This window comes from Pseudomonas sp. JH-2, from assembly GCF_036231725.1.
Lineage (GTDB): Bacteria > Pseudomonadota > Gammaproteobacteria > Pseudomonadales > Pseudomonadaceae > Pseudomonas > Pseudomonas delhiensis.
The window spans coordinates 1-21,094 of sequence record NZ_JAZAQP010000062.1; the positions used below are offsets into that span (position 1 = coordinate 1).

Here is a 21,094-nt window from a genome sequence, read left to right on the forward strand (position 1 = left end):
TCCTTCATCCCGGTGGCGCGCCAGAGGGCGCGGGCGCCGGCCATGTTGCGGCCGTGGGTGGAGGTTTTCGAGCGGTAATCGGGCATGACGGGTTCCTGCGGCTAATCAGGTCTCGATGGGAGCCTTCCGGGTCGTCATGGCGACGGCACGCAGCGGGTGGCGCGGGCCGGCGAGACCTCGGACGGGCTCTTTTAAGTCGTATCGTGAGCGTCGGGCGCACCGGATGCAAACGGCAGATGAGGTTGCACGGGCGTTGGTGGCGCGGGGCGTGGCGGGGTCACCGCCTGCTCGGCCGGGGGCTCACAGGTCCGCCGGGGGATAAATGGCAGGAATCCCCCGATTCTACGCCCGCCCCGACCGCCAGGGGAAGGCTGGCGGTCGGGCTGGCTTGCATGGACGGCGCCAGGGCGCCAATCCTTGCTTGCAGCTTGCAGCTTGCAGCTTGCAGCTTGCAGCTTGCAGCTTGCAGCTTGCAGCTTGCAGCTTGCAGCTTGCAGCTTGCAGCTTGCAGCTTGCAGCTTGCAGCTTGCTTCAGCCGTTCGGCAGCAGCCGCACGGTCAGGCTCTTGATGTAGCGGGTCTCGGCGATGGCCGGGTGCACCGGGTGGTCCGGGCCCTGGCCGCCGCGCTCCAGCAACTGGAGGTTGCGGTCCAGGTGGCGGGCGCTGCCGAGCAGGATGTTCTGCAGGTCGTCCTCGGGCAGGTGCATGGAGCAGGAGGCGCTGACCAGGATGCCGTCCTTGTTCAGCAGGCGCATGGCCTGTTCGTTGAGGCGGCGGTAGGCGGCCTCGCCGTTCTTCAGGTCCTTCTTGCGCTTGATGAAGGCCGGCGGGTCGGCGACGACCACGTCGAAGCGCTCGTCGGCGGCCTTCAGCTCGCGCAGGGCGTCGAATACGTCGCCTTCCACGCAGGCGACCTTCTCGGCCAGGCCGTTGAGGGTGGCGTTGCGCTCCACGCCGTCGAGGGCGAAGCCGGAGGCGTCCACGCACATCACTTCGCTGGCGCCGAAGGCCGCGGCCTGGATGCCCCAGCCGCCGATGTAGCTGAACAGGTCGAGCACGCGCCTGCCTTTCACGTAGGGCGCCAGGCGTGCGCGGTTCATGCGGTGGTCGTAGAACCAGCCGGTCTTCTGCCCGGCCAGCACCGGCGCTTCGAACTTCACGCCGTTCTCTTCCAGGGCGACCCACTCGGGCACTTCGCCGTAGGCATTCTCCACGTAGCGCTCCAGGCCTTCGGCATCGCGCGCGCTGGAGTCGTTCTTCCACAGCACGGCGCTGGGCTTGAGCACCTGCAGCAAGGCGGCGAGCACGTCGTCGCGGTGCCTCTCCATGGTCGCCGAGGCGAGCTGTACCACCAGCACGTCGCCGAAACGGTCCACCACCAGGCCGGGCAGCAGGTCGGAGTCACCGTAGACCAGGCGGTAGAAGGGCTTGTCGAAGAGGCGCTCGCGCAGGCTCAGGGCGACGTTGAGGCGGTGAACCAGCAGCGATTTGTCGAGAACGTGCTTGGTATCGCGGGAAACCAGGCGTGCGCAGATGAGGTTGTTGGGGCTTAGCGCCACCACGCCCAGCGGCTTGCCGTTGGCCATCTCGAGGATCGCCTGGTCGCCGGCGGCGAAGGCGTTCAGCGGGGTGGCCTGGACGTCCACTTCGTTGCTGTAGACCCACAGGTGGCCGGCGCGCAGGCGGCGCTCGGCATTGGCTTTCAGACGCAAGCTGGGCAGGGTCATGGCGGTGCTCCGGGAAAAAGAGCGAGATTATAACCGTTGCCCACCGGGGTTGCCGATGCCGCGCTGGCGTGACGGTCGAGCATAAAGTTCGGGCCGAGGCTGCCGATGAAGTTCTGTCTAAATCGGCAGTTCCAGAAGTGCTCCGTCTGGGTAAACTGTGCGCCCCGTCAACTTTTCCAGACCGTCCCCATGGTCCAAGAACTCTCCGCCGAACAGATCCGCCAGACCCTGCAGGGCATCAGCGTGCCGCCGCAACCGCAGATCATGGTCGACCTGCAGATGGAACAGGTCATGCCCAACCCTGACCTGAAGGCCATCGCCAAGCTCATCAGCCAGGACCCGGGGTTGTCCGGTGCCTTGCTCAAGCTGGTCAACTCGCCGTTCTTCGGCCTGGCCAACCGTATCACCTCGATCCAGCGCGCGGTCAACCTGCTCGGCAGCCGCTCGGTGATCAACCTGATCAACGCCCAGTCGATCAAGGGCGAGATGAGCGACGACACCATCGTCACCCTCAACCGCTTCTGGGACACCGCCCAGGACGTGGCCATGAGCTGCCTGACCCTGGCCAAGCGCATCGGCTACGAGCCGGTGGACGAGGCCTACGCCCTGGGCCTGTTCCACAACTGCGGCATCCCGCTGATGCTCAAGCGCTTCCCGCACTACATGGCGGTGCTGGAGGAGGCCTACGCCAGCGCCAGCGACGAACGCCGCGTGGTGGATACCGAGAACCGCGTGCTGAACACCAACCACGCCGTGGTCGGCTACTTCACCGCGCGCTCCTGGCGCCTGCCGGAGCACGTCTGCGAGGCCATCGCCAACCACCACAACGCGCTCTCGGTATTCAGCGAGGAAAGCAGCCGCAACACCCAGCTGAAGAACCTCCTGGCGATCCTCAAGATGGCCGAGCACATCTGCGGCTCGCACCGGGTGCTGGGCAACCAGCCGGAAGACCACGAGTGGCAGAGCATCAGCGCCCTGGTGCTGGATTACGTGGGGCTGACCGAGTACGACTTCGAGAACCTGAAGTCGAGCATCCTCGAGCTGGGGGTGGGGCAGGGGAGCTACTAGGGATCGCGGACGGAGTCCGCTCCTGCGATCGTGCTTCCCCGCAACCGTAGGGCGTATAACCGTTCGCGGTTATACGCCGTTGGCGGGAACACCTATGCCCTTTAAGAGCGCCCTCTCCCCAACCCTCTCCCGCAAGCGGGAGAGGGGGCTGTCCTGAGCGGCGTCGAAGCCAGGCACCATCCTCATACCCCCGCGAACGCGGGAACCCAGAAAACAGCGTAGGAGCAACTGTCTTGCCGGTTGCGCCGAGGTGTTCTTCGTAGGAGCGAGCTTGCTCGCGAATGAGCCCCGCGGCGGACTGTGTTCGCGAGCAAGCTCGCTCCTACGAAAAGCTGTGTTTCCTGGAAACGTAGGAGCGGGCCCTGCCCGCGATTCGCGCGCAGGGCGCGCTCCTACAAGTGCACGAGAACCGGCCGAAGCGCGCCAAGGTACGGGATGGCGCGGCCCTCAGTCGAGCATGTCGCCGAAGCGCTCGTCCTTCCTGTACACCAGCGGCTGGGCGAAGCCCGGTACCGTCAGTTCCTCGGCGCTGATGCGGATGTCGCGGTCGTCGATCATGTCGTTGCCGAAGTTGTAGATGATGTCGAACTGGCCCTTGAGTGCCTGCTCCTCGTAGCGCCGGGCGGCGGCGCGGGTTTGCTCGCGGCGTGCCTGGTAGGCGTCGAAGGCGGCGGCGCCGTGGCGCTTGCGCAGCATCTTCTCGGCCAGGCGCGGGGAGAGCAGCACGCCGGTGGCGTTGTTGCCGCCGAAGCCCTTGGAGTTGATGAAGCAGACGTCGAGGTCGTCGCGCTTGCGGTCCCTGGTGGACAGGGCGATGCGGTCCTTGTGGACGTCGTCGGCGAAGGTCTCGACGGTCTTGATGCCCGGCAGCAGGCCGTACTTGAAGGTGCCCAGGGCGGAGACCAGCTGGTCGGCGCTGGCGGTGGCCAGGGAGTGGCCGACGAAGGCCTTGACCGCCGCCACCGGCCAGTCGGCGATGCCGAAGGCCTTGGCCACGCGGTCGAGGATTTCCGACTCGGTGACGCGGTTGGCCGGGGTGCTGGAGCCGTGGGCGTGGACGAAGCTGTGGCGGCGCACGCCTTCCTCGCCGACGATCTGCATGGCGGCGGCCACGGCCTTGGCCATGGTCAGGTAGTTGCCCGGGCCGGGGGCGGAAATGGATTTCTTGAAGCCGTCGGCGTTGATGAAGACGTCGGTCACCGCGCCGTGGATGTCGGCGCCCAGCTCCAGGGCCAGGGCATCGTCCATCAGCACCACGTACTGGCTGGATTCGGCCAGGGTGAAGCCGCAGTTCTCGCCGAACGGGCGGCTGGCGCGGCGGAAGTCCACGTCCGGGCGGCCTTCGATGTTGCGCAGGCCTTCTTCGGTGGCCAGGGCGCTCATGGCCGCGTAGCCCTCGACGATTTCCGAGGTGATCGGCGCTTCGCTGTTGCCCACCACCACCACCCGCGCCTGGCCGGAGGTGATCGCCTCGATGCCCTTCTGCAGGTTGTAGAGGAAGGTGGCGCAGGCGCCGGTGACGCTGCCGGTGAGGCCGACGCTGCCCAGCACGTAGGCGTTGATGAAGTCGGTGGGCATGCTGTTGAAGCCCAGCGGCAGCTGCTTGGCGCTGACGCGGTGGCCCTTCAGGCGCGACTGCAGCAGGCCGCCGAAACCGTTGTCGTCGAGCTGGCTCATGATGCTGCTGGAGAACACGGCGATTTCGTCGGGCTGCACGCGGTCGACGATGCGCTGCCAGTCGATGCCGGTGGATCGGATGGCGTCGGTTGCGCCCACCACGGCCATCTGCAGGCCGCGCGGGTGGAAGCGCGAGGCGTACAGCTCGCCCGGCTCGAAGCCGGTGGGCAACTGGCCGGCGGACTTCACCGGCATCTCGCGGTAGCTGTCGACCTTGACCTCGACGCTGTCATGGAGGGTCACGCGCACCTGGTTGTCGGCCAGCTCTTCCACCGACCAGTTGGCCGGCAGCGGCTCGGGCAGCTGCTTGCGGGTGGTGGTGAAGCTCAGCGGCTGGGCATCGCTGGCTTCGAGGGTGAGGTTCTTGTGCCAGTGCGCGGCATCGACGTCGAAGTACTGCTTCTCGATGCGGCGGATCAGGGTGGAGCCGAGGATCTGCGCGGCATGCCGCTGCTCGATGGCGGCCAGGTCCAGGCGCGCGCCGTCGGCGGCGTCCAGGTAGTGGCCGTCCTCGAACCTGACCAGCTTCATCATCACCGCCAGGCCGGCGAGGGTTTCCTGGCGGGCGGCCGCGTCCAGGGACTCCAGGACGGTACGGCGGAACGCGTGGTGGAAGGAACTGCGACCCGCGGCGTTATACCCACCAAAACCAACGATGACCGGTAGTCGAGACATCTCTCGCAAACTCCTTCATATAGGCCCGTCCTGTACAGGACCGGATGGCGCGACCAGGTTGCACGCGAGGCGCTGAAAGGCGGCATCACGGATCGGGGGCACAAGCCCGGCGGCGGCTCTGTGATTGGAATGCTTATGCTGACGAGGATGATGACTGTCGAGTCACGCTTTTGGCCAGGGATTGACGGCGAAAGGCGACGAACTTGCATGGATGGGGGCGCTCGCGCGGCTGCGCGAAGACGCCGGGAGCCAGGACGGCTCCCGGGCGGGGTTGCAGTGCGGGCTCAGCGGTACTCGATGCCGGGCTTCCTGGTGCTGACGCGGGTGCCGGATTTGCCCTGGGTGATGGCCACGATGTTTTCCAGCGAGCCGATCACTGCGTCCTTGCCGGTGGCGCGGGCGAATTCGGCGGCGGCCTGGACCTTCGGGCCCATGGAGCCGGCGGCGAAGCCGAGGCGTTCCAGTTCGTCCGGGTGGGCCTGGGCGATGGCCTTCTGCGTTGGCTTGCCCCAGTCGATGTAGGCCGCGTCCACGTCGGTGGCGATGATCAGGATGTCGGCGTCCAGTTCCTGGGCCAGCAGCGAGGAGCACAGGTCCTTGTCGATCACCGCCTCGACGCCGGAGAGCTTCTTGCCGGACTCGTCGTACATGGTCGGGATGCCGCCGCCGCCGGCGCAGATGACGATGGTGCCTTTCTCCAGCAGCCATTTCACCGGGCGGATCTCGAAGATGCGCTTGGGTCGCGGGCTGGCCACCACGCGGCGGAACTTGTCGCCGTCCGGGGCGATGCTCCAGCCTTTTTCCTTGGCCAGGGCTTCGGCTTCTTCCCTGGTGTAGACCGGGCCGATCGGCTTGGTCGGTTTCTGGAAGGCCGGGTCCTTGGCGTCCACCTCGACCTGGGTGAGGATGGTGGCGAAGGGCACTTCGAAGGGCAGCAGGTTGCCCATTTCCTGTTCGATCATGTAGCCGATCATGCCCTCGGTCTCGGCGCCGAGGACGTCCAGCGGGTAAGGCGTGACCTTGTCGTAGGCGGCGCCCTGCAGGGCCAGCAGGCCCACTTGCGGGCCGTTGCCGTGGGCGATCACCAGCTCGTTTCCAGGTGCCACTTTGGCGATCTGTTCGGCGGCGATCCGTACGTTTTCGCGTTGGTTGTCCGCAGTCATGGGTTCGCCACGACGCAGCAGGGCGTTCCCGCCCAATGCGACGACGATACGCATAGTCATTTCCTCCTGAGAGTGAAAACGCCCCCGGGCCAGCAGGCGTGGCCCGGGATGCGCATTCGTCGATCACATGTCGGCGAGGGTCGAAACGAGGATCGCCTTGATGGTGTGCATGCGGTTTTCCGCTTGCTCGAAGGCGATGTTGTACGGGGACTCGAACACGTCTTCGGTGACTTCGATGCCGTTGGCCAGGTTCGGGTATTTCTCGGCGATCTGCTTGCCGACCTTGGTTTCGCTGTTGTGGAATGCCGGCAGGCAGTGCATGAATTTCACCCGCGGGTTGCCGGCGGCCTTCATGATGTCGAGGTTGACCTGGTAGGGCAGCAGTTCCTTGATGCGCTCGCCCCAGGCTTCCACCGGCTCGCCCATGGACACCCAGACGTCGGTGTGGACGAAGTCCACGCCCTTGACCGCTTCCTTCGGATCCTCGGTGAGGAGGATGCGGGCGCCGCTTTCCTCGGCGAATTTCTTGCAGGCGGCGACGTGCTCGTCGGTCGGCCACAGGGCCTTGGGCGCGGCGATGCGTACGTCCATGCCGAGCTTGGCGCCGATCAGCAGCAGGGAGTTGCCCATGTTGTTGCGGGCGTCGCCCAGGTAGGCGTAGGCGATGTCGTGCAGCGGCTTGTCGCTGTGCTCGCGCATGGTCAGCACGTCGGCCAGCATCTGCGTCGGGTGGTATTCGTCGGTCAGGCCGTTGAACACCGGCACGCCGGCGTACTGCGCCAGTTCCTCGACGATTTCCTGCTTGAAGCCACGGTATTCGATGGCGTCGTACATGCGGCCGAGCACGCGGGCGGTGTCCTTCATGCTCTCCTTGTGGCCGATCTGCGAGGAATTGGGGTCGATGTAGGTGACGTTGGCGCCCTGGTCATAGGCGGCGACCTCGAAGGCGCAGCGGGTGCGGGTGGAGGTCTTCTCGAAGATCAGGGCGATGTTGTTGCCCTTGAGGTGTTGCTGCTCGGTGCCGGTGTACTTGGCGCGTTTCAGGTCGCGGGACAGGTCGAGCAGGTAGCGCAACTCGCGGGTGCTGTGGTGCATCAGGCTGAGCAGGTTGCGGTTGTGCATGTTGAAAGCCATGTTCTTTCTCCTTGTGGGATGGAATCTCGGCCCTCGTCAGTACAGCTTGTGGCTGGCGGGGCGGGCGGCCCTGGCTGGGGCCGCCGCGTTGAGCAGGGTGGGCCTTGGCGATCAGTAGTCGATCGGGTCGCGGATGATCGGGCAGGTCATGCAGTGGCCGCCGCCACGGCCGCGGCCGAGCTCGCCGGCGCTGATGGTGATGACTTCCACGCCGGCCTTGCGCAGCAGGGTGTTGGTGTAGGTGTTGCGGTCGTAGCCGATGACCACGCCGGGCTCGACGCAGACCACGTTGTTACCGTCGTCCCACTGCTCGCGCTCGGCGGCGAAGGTGTTGCCGCCGGTCTCGACGATGCGCAGTTTCTTCAGGCCCAGGGCCTCGGCGACCACGCTGATGAAGTCCTTCTCCTCGCGCTGCACGTTGATGCCGTAGGGGCTCTTCTCGTCCGGGCGCAGGGTGAAGGCGACGATTTCCTTGACCACTTCCGGGAAGACGGTGACCAGGTCGCGGTCGCAGAAGCTGAACACGGTGTCCAGGTGCATGGCCGCGCGGGATTTCGGCAGGCCGGCGACTATGACTTTCTCCGCGGCGCCCTTGGCGAACAGCGACTGGGCGACCTGGCCGATGGCCTGGCGGGAAGTCCGCTCGCCCATGCCGATCAGCACCACGCCATTGCCGATGGGCATGACGTCGCCGCCTTCGAGGGTGGAGGAACCGTGGTCCTTGTCCGGGTCGCCGTACCAGACTTCGAATTCGGCATTGGTGAATTCCGGGTGGAACTTGTAGATCGCGGTGGTCAGCAGGGTTTCCTGGCGACGCGCCGGCCAGTACATCGGGTTCAGGGTGACGCCGCCGTAGATCCAGCAGGTGGTGTCGCGGGTGAACTGGGTGTTGGGCAGCGGCGGCAGCAGGAAGCTGGAATGGCCCAGGTAGTCGCGGAACATCTTCAGCGGCTTGGAGCCTTCGGTTTCCGGGATGTCGTCGGCGGTCACGCCACCGATGAGGAATTCGGCCAGTCGTCGCGGCTCGAGGCCTTCCAGCCAGGCACGCAGCTCCTGGGTCAGGCCCAGGCCGACGCTGTCGGCGGTGATCTTGCGATCGAGGATCCATTTCAGCGCTTCGGGGTTCTGGACGGTCTCGGTCAGCAGGTTGTGCATTTCCAGGACGTCGACGCCGCGCTCGCGCATCTTGGTGACGAAATCGAAGTGGTCGCGCTTGGCCTGGTTAACCCAGATCACGTCGTCGAACAGCAACTCGTCGCAGTTGCTAGGGGTCAGGCGTTGGTGGGCAAGACCGGGCGAGCAGACCATCACTTTGCGCAATTTGCCAGCTTCGGAGTGGACGCCAAGTTTGGTTTTTTCCGTGCTCATGAGTGTCTCCAGTGATGTCACAGAGTGAGGAAACCGTCGTAGAGGCCGTACGCCGCGATCAGTGCACCGATCACGACACCTGCGAAGATGAGCTTCTCGACGTTGGTGAAGATCGGTTGACCGACTTCACGTTTCGCTTTCGCGAAGAGGATGACGCCTGGTGCGTACAGCAGCGCCGACAGCAGCAGGTATTTCAGGCCACCGGCGTAGATCAGCCAGACGGCGTAGATCACCGAGATGCCCGCGATGATCAGGTCCTTGTTGCGCTCGCTCGCGTCCTGCTCGTAGGTCTCGCCGCGCACCGTCAGCAGCAGCGCGTAGGCCGCCGACCAGAAGTACGGGATGAGGATCATCGAGGTGGAGAGCAGCAGCATCTTGGTGTACGGGTCCATGCCGCTGGAGTCGCCCGAGGTGAAGAAGACGATGACCAGGAAGACCTGCACGCAGATGTTGGTCAGCCACAGGGCGTTGGCCGGCACCTGGTTGGCGTTCTCCTTGCGCAGGAACTCCGGCATGGTGTGGTCCTTGGCCGCGGCGAACATGATCTCGGCGCACAGCAGCACCCAGGACAGCAGGGCACCGAGCAGGGAGATCAACAGGCCGACGCTGATCAGCACCGCGCCCCAGTGGCCGACCACGTGCTCCAGCACCAGCGCCATCGACGGGTTCTGCAGCTTGGCCAGTTCCGGCTGGGTCATCACGCCCATGGACAGCACGTTCACCAGCACCAGCAGCAGCAGCACGGTGATGAAGCCGATGACCGTGGCCTTGCCGACGTCGCTGCGTTTTTCCGCGCGGGAGGAGAAGATGCTCGCGCCCTCGATACCGATGAACACCCACACGGTGACCAGCATCATGTTGCGCACCTGGTTCATCACGCTGCCCAGGTCGGGATTGCTCAGGCCCCAGATGTCGGTGGTGAAGATGTCCAGCTTGAAGGCGAACAGGCAGATCAGGATGAACAGGAACAGCGGCACTATCTTGGCGATGGTGGTGATGGTGTTGATGAACGCCGCTTCCTTGATCCCGCGCAGCACCAGGAAGTGCAGGGCCCATAGCAGCACCGACGCGGCGATGATCGCCGGGATGGTGTCGCCCTTGCCGAAGACCGGGAAGAAGTAGCCCAGGGTGCTGAACAGCAACATGAAGTAGCCGACGTTGCCCAGCCAGGCGCTGATCCAGTAACCCCAGGCCGAGGAGAAGCCCATGTAGTCACCGAAACCGGCCTTGGCGTAGGCGTACACACCGCCGTCGAGGTTGGGCTTGCGGTTGGCGAGGGTCTGGAAGACGAAGGCCAGGGTCAGCATGCCGACCGCGGTGATGGCCCAACCGATGAGAATGGCGCCGACGTCTGCACTGGCGGCCATGTTTTGCGGAAGAGAGAAGATACCCCCGCCGACCATGGATCCGACGACCAGAGCGGTTAGTGCCCCAAGTCGTAGTTTTTGGCTGCTTTCTTGCGACATTTTCGGAATCTCCTTATAGGAGTTGGAGAGTGTAGTCATTAGGCGCCGACTGTCAGGGAACCCCCCTGACCTAAATCAATAGCCTGCTAACAAATGTTTCCAACTGCGCAGCGGTGTCGGTCCGCTTGAAGAAGAACGATAGGAGAGGTTTGCCGAGATCGCCTGATTTAGAGGGGATTCATGTGAAATCCGGATGGCGTTTCGGTGACCGTCCGGCTTTTTATTGATGGTGTGAATGGGTTCCCGCGCCGGGGCCCTCATCAGGAAAATCTGTCAGAAGTTATTGCGGGCCGGATGCTAGGCAGAAAAAAGCCCGACATGGTGGTCGGGCCTGGCTTTCTTGCTTATCGAGCGTTGCCCGCACAGGGTCGCTACACGGGCGGCGCCCCCCAGGGAAGAAGGGCGCCATGGCCGGATGGCCGGAGAGACACCGCCGGGCTTGTGGCCCGCCGGGCGCCACGACGCGGGGTCGGAGCGAGAGGGATGCGCAAGGCACCGGGGCGGTGTATCGCAAGCTCCGTGCCATCGGCGAGGGGCGCTGGAGTGGCCGTGTTGCCTGGGCTTCAGTGGATGGGGCGAGGCGGTATCGGCAAGATTCCGCCTATGCGTCGGGGTCTTCGGCGGGATTTCCGCCAGGAGCTTCCGAGATCGCTCTTCCCCATTACTGTTTGCTGATGCCGCTTTCCTGCTTTGCCCCGCCGAAAGTGAAGAATTTATAGATGAGGAAAGTGGCGAAGGCCGGAACGGCCAGGGAGATGGCGTGGGCCAGGCCGTCGGCGATGTTCTCCAGGCCTGCCTGGCGGAACAGGTAGCGAAAGCCCAGGGCTGCCACCCAGACCACCGGCATGAAGGCGATGTTGACCAGCAGGAACTCCCTGGCCTGGGCTGCTATGGGACGCGGCGAACCGGGAAAGACGAAGCGTCGGTTGAGCAGGAAGGCAACGCTGATCCCGACCAGGTAGGCCAGGAGCACCGCCAGCGAGTAGTTCAGTTCCTTGCTGAGGGCATAGCGGCTGCACCAGTTCGCCAGCGCTGCGGTGACGCCCACGCCGATGAACGTGAGGAACTGCATGGAGAAGAAGTGCCTGATCATTTCTCCGCTGCCTGCCTGGCCATCTTGCGGCCGAAGTCGATGCTCTCCGAGATGCCGCGGTCTTCCGGGTAATAGTAGGAAGTATCCGCCGCCCACAAGCCGCGTACCGGCAACTCGACTGGCGGCAGGTGCTCCAGGTAGCCCGGGTCGCAGATGGGCTGGGCATAGCGGTAGCGGCTGGCGCGCATTTCCAGGAAGTCGGCGTCGGTGAGCTGCGGATTGATCTTCTGCAGGTAGCGTTTCACCTTGTCGAGAAATGCCTGGTCCGGCTCCTGGAACTTGGGATGTTCACCGGGCATGTAGAAGGGGACGTAGACGATGTGTTGATCCAGCGGGCGCAGGTTGCTGTATTCCACCAGGCCGGGGATGTCCATCTCGGGGTCGTTGGTGTTGAGCCAGAAGTTCTCGGTTACCGCCTTGCGCAGCTTGGCGATGACGCAGACCACGGCGATGTTCTTCACCGAGCGGAAGGCGTCGAGGGTCGCTGTCGGCAGATCCGGCATCAGTCGTGGCACATAAGGCAACGGAATGGTACTGACGACCTTGTCGAAGGTATGCAACTCGCCACCAGCCTCCACGCTACTGACCTTGCCGTTCTCGATCACGACCTTGCTTGCCGGCGTTCCCAGGCGGAACTCGCCGCCATGTTGCTGGATGTAGTCGCGCAGGCCATGCAGCAAGGTCTCCGAGCCTCCCTCCAGGTACCCCAGCTTCTCCTTGAACAGGTTGTAGCGGGAGCGGCCGATACGGCGGATGCGGCTCCAGATCCAGGCCGCCGAGAGGTTGTCCGAATAGTCGTAGAACTTGTAGTCGAACAGCCGGCGCCAGAGTACCTCATAGGCTTCGGCACCCACCCAGCGCTTGATCCAGCCGGTCGCCTCGACATGGTCCAGAGGACGCCAGTCGTTGCGCTTGGTGGACAGGAAGGCGTGCAGGCCGTAGCGGAACTTGGCGATGAAGCTCAGGCCCGAGAATTTCAGCAGGGCGAACGGGTTGCCCCAGGGCTGCACCTTGCCCTGGTACCAATAGCCCATCCTGGTTTCCACCCAGTGCATCCTGTCGGCCAGGCCGAGTTCGTCCAGCACCTTGAGGAAGGCGTGGTCGGAGATGCAGTGGAAGTGGTAGTAGCGCTCGATCGACAGGCCGCCGAAGTCGAAGTGGGCGGTCATGCCGCCGACCCGATCGTCGGCCTCGAAGATCACCGGGCGATGGCCGTCCCTGACCAGTTGGTAGGCGACGGCTAGGCCCATTGGACCTGCGCCGAGCACGGCGATGCGTTGATTGTCCTTCATCAGAATTCCAGTACGACCTTGCTGTAGGTGGGGTGCTTGAAGGTTTCCTCCACCGCCTTGGCGAATGGCGTGGGGCGGACCTGGAAGATACCCGGCCAATCGATGACTTCAAACTCGTCGCGGGCCACCAGGGCCTTGAGCTGATCGGCGGTGAAGGGCGGGTTCTTGTCGAACAGGGCCCAGATCTTCAGCAGCACATAGAAGAGCCCGTAGGGAATCTTCAGCAACAGGCACCTGGCGCCGGTGGTGTTGCGGATGGTGCGGATGATGTCGATGTAGTCGATCTCTTCCAGGCCGGTGATGTTGTACACCTGGCCGGCGATGCGTGACTCGATGCAACTGACGATGATGCTGCTGAAGTCGCCGGCATACAGCGGCTGGCGCATGTAGCGGCCATCGCCAGGGATCGGGAACACCGGCACCTTCTGCATGAAGCGCGACAGCCAGCCCAGGTGCTTGCGGTCGAACCAGCCGAACATCAGGGTTGGGCGCAGTACGACACAGTTGATCCCGCTCTCGAGGACGATGCGTTCCTGTTCCTTCTTGGTATTGGTGTAGTGATCGTCGGCGACCGATTCCACCACCGAGGAACTGATGTGCACGGTATAGGGAATCTCGTAGCGCTTGATCAGTTCGAGGATGCGCTCGGTCGAGGTGATGTTGTTGCGCACGAAGGGCTCGGGGTTGGGATCACCGATCTGGGCCTGCAGCATGACCACGGTGTCTGCGCCTTCGAAGTGCTTCTCCCAGTCGCCGCTCTCGGCGAGGTCGGCGTACTCGATGGTCAGCTCGGGGTGCAGGCTGCGCAGGATGTCCAGATTGGCGCGGTGCTTGTCGAGGATCACCAGGTTGGTGTAGCCGCGTTCCTTGAGCTGGGCGACCAGGTTCTGGCCGACCAGGCCGGCTCCGCCGGGGAGGAGGATCTTTGGGGTAGTCATGCAGGTTAGTTTCCCAGGCAACTGAGTTGGATATCTCGGATCACAATTTTTCCCTGGTTCTCCGATGGGTCCAAGCGGACGGTATTGTCAGTTTCTCTTCGTTCATAGGCAAACTGGATGGTGGTATCGCCGGCCGGATAGTAGCGGCGTAGGGAGTGCTGCTCATCGAAGGCGAAGTCTTTTCCCCAGAACATTTGGACGAAACCATCCTGTTCTCTCCAAGCATTGATGATGACACCGATGTATCTGCTGTCAGTACACGCTGGAACAACGAATCGTATGAGCGGATCCGAAGAGGTGGGCTGGATGCCAAGGCCCTCTGGCTGGATCGATGCCTGGACGTTATAGGTATAAGTATTTTCCAGAGGAAGACCGATAGTGCGGCCGGGGTGCGTAGGCGCCTCCGTATATACCGACCAACCTGGGAACGCTCCGGTATTGGGTGCGATGGGTATGTAAAGTGGACCAGCTATCTTGGCAAGGCGGGTATAGGCAGGCCATTGCAGTTCGCCGCGATCGAGCTTCATGAAGCCCTTCGTACAGATAATCGAGAACAGCAATAGTGCCAGTAGTCCGAGGACTGGATAGCGGCGCAAGGACAGGAATGCCGAAACTATAAGCAGCGTATAGGGTATGAGGTAGTAGCGCGAACCCGCGCCCAAGGGGCTTAGAGTATGGGGTGCCTGCTTCTCCGTCATCATGCCCGCTGCCAGCAGTAGACCGGCGAGGAACAGGAGTGAGATTTGCTGGGTGATTGCCTGGCGATTTCCTGAGCGCAATTGCTTTGCCGTTGCGGTCAGGAATATAACCCAGATTGCCAGGGCGCAAATACTGCCGGTTCTTGAGCTCAAGCCGAAGCTCAGCGATGTCCAGAGTGCTTTCAGCCAGTGTTGATAGTTGGTGTCCAGTACCCTGCTTCCCCCCATCCGATCACTGTTGATGAGGAAATAAAGTTGGATGCCAGAACAAATCAACAATATCAGGCAGCTACCCAAAGAGGGCATTGCTTTTCGAGCATAGAGGCTTTGGACAAGAAGAACAGGAAGGGCGATAAGGGCGAACGGACCGGTCAGGGCGGCGAGAGCCAATGCCAGGTAAGTCGCAGGATTGGGTTTCGGATTGTTGGGGCCGCAGATATATAGAATGAGTGCTATGCCGATGAACCACTGGGCATTGGTCAAGGTGAAGAGTGTTTCACCACTGCTGGGCTGGAGTAGTACGCAGGCTGTCAATAGCAAGCAGGTCATAGGGCCGAATGCCTGCTTTCTGGCGAAGTAGTACAAGGAGAAAACTGCTGCGGCAACGGCAAGGAACCAGCTCACATTGAAGAGCAAGGGGACTGCCGACAGCGGCAGCCAAGTTGCCAGCAGCGCCGTTATCCTGGGATAGAGGTGAAGGTAGCCATTGTAGGGCAGCCATAGGGAGTGGAAGCCAATTGCATTGGCCTGGTTGAGAAACACTGTTCCGTCTTCTGCCCAGAGGCTAGCCAGGATCAGGTTGTGATTACCCACTCGTAGAGCCAGAAGCGCGACCACAAGCGCACACAGGAATACTTTGATTTCGGAGGTCATCGCGGGAGAGAGTCTGTTTTCAAAACTCATCCGCTCGCCATTTTGGTTTTCTGTACTTGTCGACATCAATTCTTGATTTCCAGGGGGAAGGCGACCTGCTGGCATTTCTCAATTCCGCTGTTGGTTCGCCGGGCGATACCCAGTACGTAGTCTCCCTGCAGTCCGGAAATGTCGATGTTTGCCTGAAAACCGACGTCATCCATTTCTGGATGTCCGAAGAAACTCTTAACATCAGCACGAGCCACCTTCTTGTTGAGGAAGAAGAGGGTATTGCCGTGCTTGTCTTCCAGCGTGGTGAAGATCTGTTGCGGAGCCAATCCTTGTTGGCTCGATACGATATTCCAGCCAGCAATCGTCAGTGTCTTGCTTATGGTCATTCTTACCTGTGAGGGAGCCTTACCCGCTATCAGGTCCACCGAGGTCTCGCAGGGAGCGAGCCGTACCTCGGACGGTGCGATGGCTAGCGTTTCACTGAAGAAGCTGGCTTTGGGCACCGTAGAGGGCGGCAGCTCCAGTGCATAGAACTGGAGGTCGTATGCGTCTTGCCAGAGGAAGCCTTGCGACACCGGACTGATTGAGAGGCCGGTGACCTGCTTGTGGTCCAGATAGGAGCCTTCCTGGGTACTGAGCGTGAGGAAGTCGAAGGTGTCTTCGACAAGGGGCGACAGTATGAAGCCTGTCTCCCCCATACCAGCGATGAACCTGAAGTCTCGCGTTTCACCATTGCGCAGAGAGACGGTTATTTTCAGCTCGCTGCTTTTCAGCAAAAGAGCCGCCACCTTCCCTGCAAGTGAAGGTCTGAGGATGATTTTTGCGAATACGATCTTTTCCCGGGGAACAGAGGCCCAGGATGCTAACCTGACACGCTGCTCTCCAACCAGTCGGAGCACTGGTGCTTCATCGGGCCGTTGCTTGTTGCGGACCAACGTCAGCATGTCGCCCTGGAAAGCACTTGGCGAATAAAGTTGCAGCAAGGTCGGCCAACTGAGGCCGTCTTCGAGGCTAGGGTAGTGCCGGTCTATTGGCTGAACTTTGAAGAAGATGTTATCCGGCGCGTTTTCCCCGCGTAGATGGCGCTCGTTTATTCTCACCAGTTCGGGGGTGTAGACACTGTAACTCTGAAATATCGGGCGTGGTGACCACCGATTCCCGGAGGCGAGCAGTTGGCTCTGATCAAACGAGTAGATGTCGGATGTGCCAGGCTTGACCTCGAGAGGAGAGAGGGCACTGAGCTCCAGCATTCTTGCCTTGTAACCTTCATAGAGTCTGTCAGGCTGGCGCACACGTTCTATGGCGCCTTGAAGGGCTGATAGGTAGGGCGTGAGCGTAAAGCTGCGCGCTCCCCAAGCGCCAAAGTTGTAGGTTAGGATGGCTGTTACCCCGGCAGTTATGTACCAGAGTTTTTTGTTGGCTACATCGGATGTGAGGACTAGCGCAATGAGCAAGGCGTCGAATGCTATATGCGCGTGATCGTACCTGACGAAACCAGCTTTGAAGGAAATGAATAGATAGAGAGCGACAGAGAGGAATGGGAGGATCTTGAGGGATTGGCTTTTTTTCTCGACAGTAGCTATTGCGACCAATAGAGCTGCACTACAGGCCAGGTAATAGATTATCTGCGTTTCGGCGCCGTAACTGGCCATTGAGTTGCTGTAGCCTGAAATGATCGGCATTAAGTTTAGCGTATATTCAATTAGTCCAAACGGCGACTGGCCGGCAGAACTCCAGAAAGCCAAAGCTGCTAGCAAGGGTGTCGTGATTATGCCCAGCGCCATTGCATGGTTTCTTTTCAGGATACTATAGCCGAGGCAGAGCAAGATACTGGCCACGCAAAGTGGCAGCAATGAGCCTTTTATCAAGGGAAGCAAGCCGAGCGTCAGGCAGCAAAAGACGAAAACAAGACGTTTTCCAGTGCTGTTGGCTTGTGTCACAGAAAGGCACAACAACAGTGGAATGGAGAAAAACAGGGAGTCCGGGCTTCCACGTAATAAAATCAGCAGCAAAAGTATATGGAGCGTGCGCGCCAAGGGTGCATAGTTGGAAAAGCGCAGAATGATCAGCAGTGACAGCGATACTGCCAGGGTTACACCGGCTACCAATGTCTGAGTATCGGTCTGTGGGTGATAGACCTTTGTATACAGACTTGAATAAGGGCCGAAGGTAAAGATCAGCTCCCGGCCAAGACTCAGTCGTTCAGCCGTGGCGGCAAGCATGCCGAAGTGCCAGCTTGGATCCTGGCCAAGTACCGGGAAGCTGGGGGCGAAGGGAATGATTGTACAGGCGACCAATACCAAGATGAGACAATAGAATGCTACTTGCAGGGTTCTATTGAGTGAAAAGCTAAGGAGCTTTTCAATTTCGGTATTCCAGCTGATCATGGATATCCCTATTCTATTCGTATATTACAAGTTGATACGATTGAAAATCGGACGAGGAATACTTTTGATGATCAGCATGATCCCTGCCCAGAACGCCGGGGTATAGATGCTGTCCTTCTTCTTCTCCAGCGCGCGGACGATATCGCCAGCCACCCGCTCCGGGGTCGCCACCAGTGCCTTGGGCAACGGCAGCCCCTGGGTCATCGGGGTGTCGACGAAGCCGGGCTTGATGGTCAGTACATGCACGCCAACCTTGAACAGGCGCGCGCGTAGACCTTCGCAGAAGGTGGTGACGGCGGCCTTGGCTGTGCCGTAGAGATAGTTCGAGGGCCGGCCACGGTCGCCGGCGACCGAGGAGATCACCGCAATGCTGCCATTGCGTTGCTGTTCCAGGCGGTTGGCCAGGCGGGTCAGCAGGGCGATCACGCTCAGCCCGTTGCTGGAGAACTCGCGCAGGGCCAGGTCGACATCCTGCTGGCAGGCTGCCTGGTCGGGCAGGGTGCCGTGGGCGATCAGGCTGATGTCGAGGCTACCGAGGCTGGCGACGGCGCTGGCCAGCATGGCTTCGTGGTCCTGCAGGTCGTTCATGTCCAGGGCGTAGGTCTGTACCTCGCTGGCGCCACGGGCGCGCAGGTCGTCGGCTACCTGGCCGAGTTTCTCTTCGTTGCGTGCCACCAGGAAGAAACGGGCCCGCTCGGTGGCCCATTGGCGGGCGCAGGCTGTGGCGATGGCGGAGCTGGCGCCGACGATCAGGATGTTCTTCATGCTTGGGTCACACGTTTCCAGAAGAGGGAGAGAAGGGCCGGGTCGCGCAGTGCTTCGACTTGCTGCCAGGCGGGATAGAAGGTGCGGAAGTCGCTACCCGACATGTGCGCGTCCTTCGCCGGGTAGAGGCGGCCGCCTGCTGCCCTGACGATCTGGTCGAGACGACTGAACAGTCCCGACTCCAGGCGCTGGTGCTGGGGAAAGTCGAGGGCCAGGGACACCCCTGGCATCGGGAAGGACATCAGGCCCGGGGAAGGCACGTCGCCACAACGTTTCATCACCGCCAGGAAGGAGCCGCTGCCGCTGGCCGCGATGCTGGCCAGGATGTCCGCCATGGCGGATTCGGCGGCAGACTCCGGTATGACGCACTGGTACTGCTGGAAACCCTTGCGTCCGTAGATGCGATTCCAGTGCAGGATACTGTCCAGCGGATAGAAGAACGGGTCATAGCTGCCCTGCGCTGCGTGTCGCCCGGGCTTGTGCAGATGGAAATAGGCGTTGTTGAACAGGTTCAGGCTGAGCTTGTTCATCAGGGTGATCGGTGGAGTCAGCGGCACGCTCAGGCGCGTCCGCCCATCGACCTCGAGGGCGCCCTGCCGGGCGTGATTGCCTACCGAGAACACGCCGCGCCCGGCAGAGTGGCCCTTGGCCAGGCAATCGATCCAGGCCACGGTGTACTCGTGGGTCTTGTCGAACTCCTCCGACAGGCTGAAGAACTCGCCCAGGGAGTCGAAGCGCACGGTGACGCTGTCGATGCGGCTGGAGGTGATCGGCATCAGTTGCAGCTCGACCCAGGCGATGATGCCGGTCAGGCCAAGGCCACCGATGCTGGCCTGGAAGAGCTCGGGGTTTTCCGCGGTGCTGCATTCCAACAGGGCCGCCTGGTCCGAGCGGAGCAAGGCGAAGCGGCGTACATGGCGACCAAAGGTCCCGCGGACGTGGTGGTTCTTGCCGTGCACGTCGTTGGCTACCGCACCGCCCAGAGTCACGAACTTGGTGCCGGGGGTGACCGGCAGGAACCAGCCTCGGGGGATAGCGACCGCGAGCAGCTCGGCCAGGGTCATTCCCGCCTCTGCGCGGACCAGCCCCTGCTCCCAGTCGGCCGCCATCAGTCGGTCCATCTGGCGCGTCTGCAGCAATTCGCCGCTGGCGGCGAGGCAGCTATCGCCATAGCTGCGGCCATTGCCGTAGGGCAGTGTCCCTTCGGTTGCCAGGCGCTGGAACAGCGACGGCAATTCATCGCGCCAGGCGCAAGGGTGCAGTTCCTGAGGGGCGTAAGGGTAACGCCCCCAGGAAGCCAACTGGCGGGCCATCAGGCGGCCACCCAGAAGATCAGTGCGAAGCACGCGCCGATGAGCAGACTGGTGCGATCCTTGATGGCGAAGACCACAGGGTCGTCGTGCATCAGCCCACGGTGGGTCAGCATCCAGATCCGGGTGATCCAGTACAGCAGCAGTGGGCAGGCCAGCCAGATCAGCTGTGGATAGTGATACATCGCTGCCGTGCTGCCATCCTGGATGTAAAGCGCCAGCACCATCACTGACAGGTAGCCTGACGATGCCCCCAGCGAGGAAACCATTTCCAGGTCATCGGGGTAGTAGCCGCGCCCCCGGGTCTTCTGGTTCTTGCCCTTCATCCGGGCATCGCGCAACTCGGCGTAGCGCTTGACCAGCGCCAGGCTGAGGAAGATGAACATCGAGAACGCCAGCATCCAGAAGGTCAGCTTCACCTCGAAGGCAAAGGTGCCGGCAATGATGCGCGAGGTATAGAGCATCGCCAGGACCAGCACATCCACCGCCATTCGGCGTTTCAGCCAGAAGGAGTAGGCCAGTGTCAGCAGGTAGTAGGCCAGAAGCGCGAGGCTGAATTTCCACGGCAACAGCAGCAGGGCGCCGCTGAATCCGGCCAGCAATAGTAGCGGGAACGCGAGCAGGCCGCTCTTGATCGACAACGCGCCACTGGCGAACGGCCGGCGGAATTTGCTCGCGTGGTGACGGTCGTCCTCCAGGTCCAGCAGGTCGTTCAGCACGTAGACGCTCGATGCGCACAGACCGAAGAACAGGAATGCCAGCAACCCATTGAGCAGCAGGTGGGTTTCCAGCAGGCGATGGCTGGCCAGCAAGGGCACGAAAATCAGGGCGTTCTTCGCCCATTGGTGCATGCGCAAGGCCTTGATCCAGGTACGGGCGACCTGCACCTCATGCTTGAGCTCTTCCTCGACGTTGCCGTGGCTGTGGGCGCGCTGGCTGATCTTGCCGCTGGAGTTCACCACATAGGCGCGTCGGGCAGCCTGCCAGACGGGCAGGTCATCACTGGAGTTGCCTGCGTAATCAAAGCCCTGCATGCCGAATTCGGCGACCAAAGCGTCACGTTTGCGGTGGGCCGAGAGGTTGATGTGCTCGTCGGTCGCCAGGACTTGGTCGAACAGGCCGAGGTGTTCGGCGATTTGCTCGGCATAGCTACGATGGCTAGCCGTTGCCAGGACGATGCGATGGCCTTCTTCCTTCTTGCGTTGGATCAGTTCGATGACCGCCTTGTTGTAAGGCAGTACCGAGACGTCCACTGGCGCTACGCCGGCCAGGCGGCTTTTCAGGTTCGCCTTGCCACCGGCCAGCCAGCGTAGAGGCGACAACGCCTTCAGAGGATGGCGCTTGAGAAAGCTCAGGCCGGATTCGAGCAGTAGGTCGCTGTGGATAAGAGTGCCATCAAGATCGACGACCAAGGGGGCTGACACGTACTACTACCTCGATAAGTCCATGAGAAGAGTCCATTGAGCAA

At 62.0% G+C, this 21,094-nt stretch carries 16 protein-coding genes; 1 reads left to right on the plus strand and 15 read right to left on the minus strand.

Annotation, left to right across the window (positions count from 1 at the left end):
• A partial coding sequence (locus VV867_RS31255; RefSeq protein WP_432214029.1) for a hypothetical protein occupies positions 1-86 on the minus strand: 86 nt, incomplete at its 3' end.
• A gap of 445 nt (positions 87-531) precedes the next feature.
• Positions 532-1,728 (minus strand): class I SAM-dependent rRNA methyltransferase, encoded by a 1,197-nt coding sequence (locus tag VV867_RS27750; RefSeq protein ID WP_328568117.1) that lies wholly within the window; start codon positions 1,726-1,728, stop codon positions 532-534.
• Positions 1,729-1,971: 243 nt separating this feature from the next.
• Between VV867_RS27750 and VV867_RS27755 the strand changes: the two genes are divergently transcribed.
• Positions 1,972-2,796, plus strand: a complete 825-nt coding sequence (locus VV867_RS27755; protein WP_089390921.1) for an HDOD domain-containing protein — start codon at positions 1,972-1,974, stop codon at positions 2,794-2,796.
• 447 nt (positions 2,797-3,243) lie between these two features.
• Here VV867_RS27755 and VV867_RS27760 read toward each other — a convergent pair whose 3' ends face one another.
• The 13 genes from VV867_RS27760 to VV867_RS27820 all read right to left on the minus strand — a co-directional run bounded on the left by VV867_RS27760 (position 3,244) and on the right by VV867_RS27820 (position 21,050).
• Positions 3,244-5,148 carry a beta-ketoacyl synthase gene (locus VV867_RS27760; RefSeq protein WP_109934881.1) on the minus strand — a complete coding sequence of 635 codons (1,905 nt, stop codon included), beginning with the start codon at positions 5,146-5,148 and terminating at the stop codon, positions 3,244-3,246.
• 284 nt (positions 5,149-5,432) lie between these two features.
• On the minus strand, positions 5,433-6,365 hold the full coding sequence (gene arcC, locus VV867_RS27765; protein WP_328568118.1) for a carbamate kinase: 933 nt from the start codon (positions 6,363-6,365) through the stop codon (positions 5,433-5,435).
• Between the two features lie 69 nt (positions 6,366-6,434).
• Entirely contained in the window at positions 6,435-7,445 is a 1,011-nt protein-coding gene (locus VV867_RS27770) for an ornithine carbamoyltransferase (protein ID WP_089390890.1), read from the minus strand.
• Positions 7,446-7,556: 111 nt separating this feature from the next.
• Positions 7,557-8,813, minus strand: coding sequence for an arginine deiminase (arcA, locus tag VV867_RS27775; protein ID WP_328568119.1), 1,257 nt, complete (start codon positions 8,811-8,813; stop codon positions 7,557-7,559).
• A gap of 17 nt (positions 8,814-8,830) precedes the next feature.
• Positions 8,831-10,279, minus strand: a complete 1,449-nt coding sequence (gene arcD, locus VV867_RS27780; RefSeq protein WP_109934877.1) for an arginine-ornithine antiporter — start codon at positions 10,277-10,279, stop codon at positions 8,831-8,833.
• Positions 10,280-10,940: 661 nt separating this feature from the next.
• Positions 10,941-11,372: a GtrA family protein gene (locus VV867_RS27785; RefSeq protein ID WP_328568120.1), complete on the minus strand. Its 432-nt coding sequence runs from the start codon at positions 11,370-11,372 to the stop codon at positions 10,941-10,943.
• Positions 11,369-12,664 (minus strand): NAD(P)/FAD-dependent oxidoreductase, encoded by a 1,296-nt coding sequence (locus tag VV867_RS27790; protein ID WP_328568121.1) that lies wholly within the window; start codon positions 12,662-12,664, stop codon positions 11,369-11,371. The genes VV867_RS27785 and VV867_RS27790 overlap by 4 nt, the downstream gene beginning before the upstream one ends.
• Entirely contained in the window at positions 12,664-13,602 is a 939-nt protein-coding gene (locus VV867_RS27795) for an NAD-dependent epimerase/dehydratase family protein (RefSeq protein WP_328568122.1), read from the minus strand. The genes VV867_RS27790 and VV867_RS27795 overlap by 1 nt, the downstream gene beginning before the upstream one ends.
• A gap of 5 nt (positions 13,603-13,607) precedes the next feature.
• Positions 13,608-15,278, minus strand: coding sequence for a hypothetical protein (locus VV867_RS27800; protein WP_328568123.1), 1,671 nt, complete (start codon positions 15,276-15,278; stop codon positions 13,608-13,610).
• Positions 15,239-17,551, minus strand: a complete 2,313-nt coding sequence (locus VV867_RS27805; protein ID WP_328568124.1) for a hypothetical protein — start codon at positions 17,549-17,551, stop codon at positions 15,239-15,241. Before VV867_RS27805 ends, VV867_RS27800 begins: the two co-directional genes overlap by 40 nt.
• 24 nt (positions 17,552-17,575) lie before the next feature.
• On the minus strand, positions 17,576-18,316 hold the full coding sequence (locus VV867_RS27810) for an SDR family oxidoreductase (protein WP_328568125.1): 741 nt from the start codon (positions 18,314-18,316) through the stop codon (positions 17,576-17,578).
• Positions 18,313-19,629, minus strand: coding sequence for an FAD-binding oxidoreductase (locus VV867_RS27815; RefSeq protein ID WP_328568126.1), 1,317 nt, complete (start codon positions 19,627-19,629; stop codon positions 18,313-18,315). The genes VV867_RS27810 and VV867_RS27815 overlap by 4 nt, the downstream gene beginning before the upstream one ends.
• A complete protein-coding gene (locus VV867_RS27820) occupies positions 19,629-21,050 on the minus strand; it encodes a UbiA family prenyltransferase (protein ID WP_116425110.1) in 1,422 nt (473 codons plus the stop codon). Before VV867_RS27820 ends, VV867_RS27815 begins: the two co-directional genes overlap by 1 nt.
• Positions 21,051-21,094 lie beyond the last annotated feature (44 nt).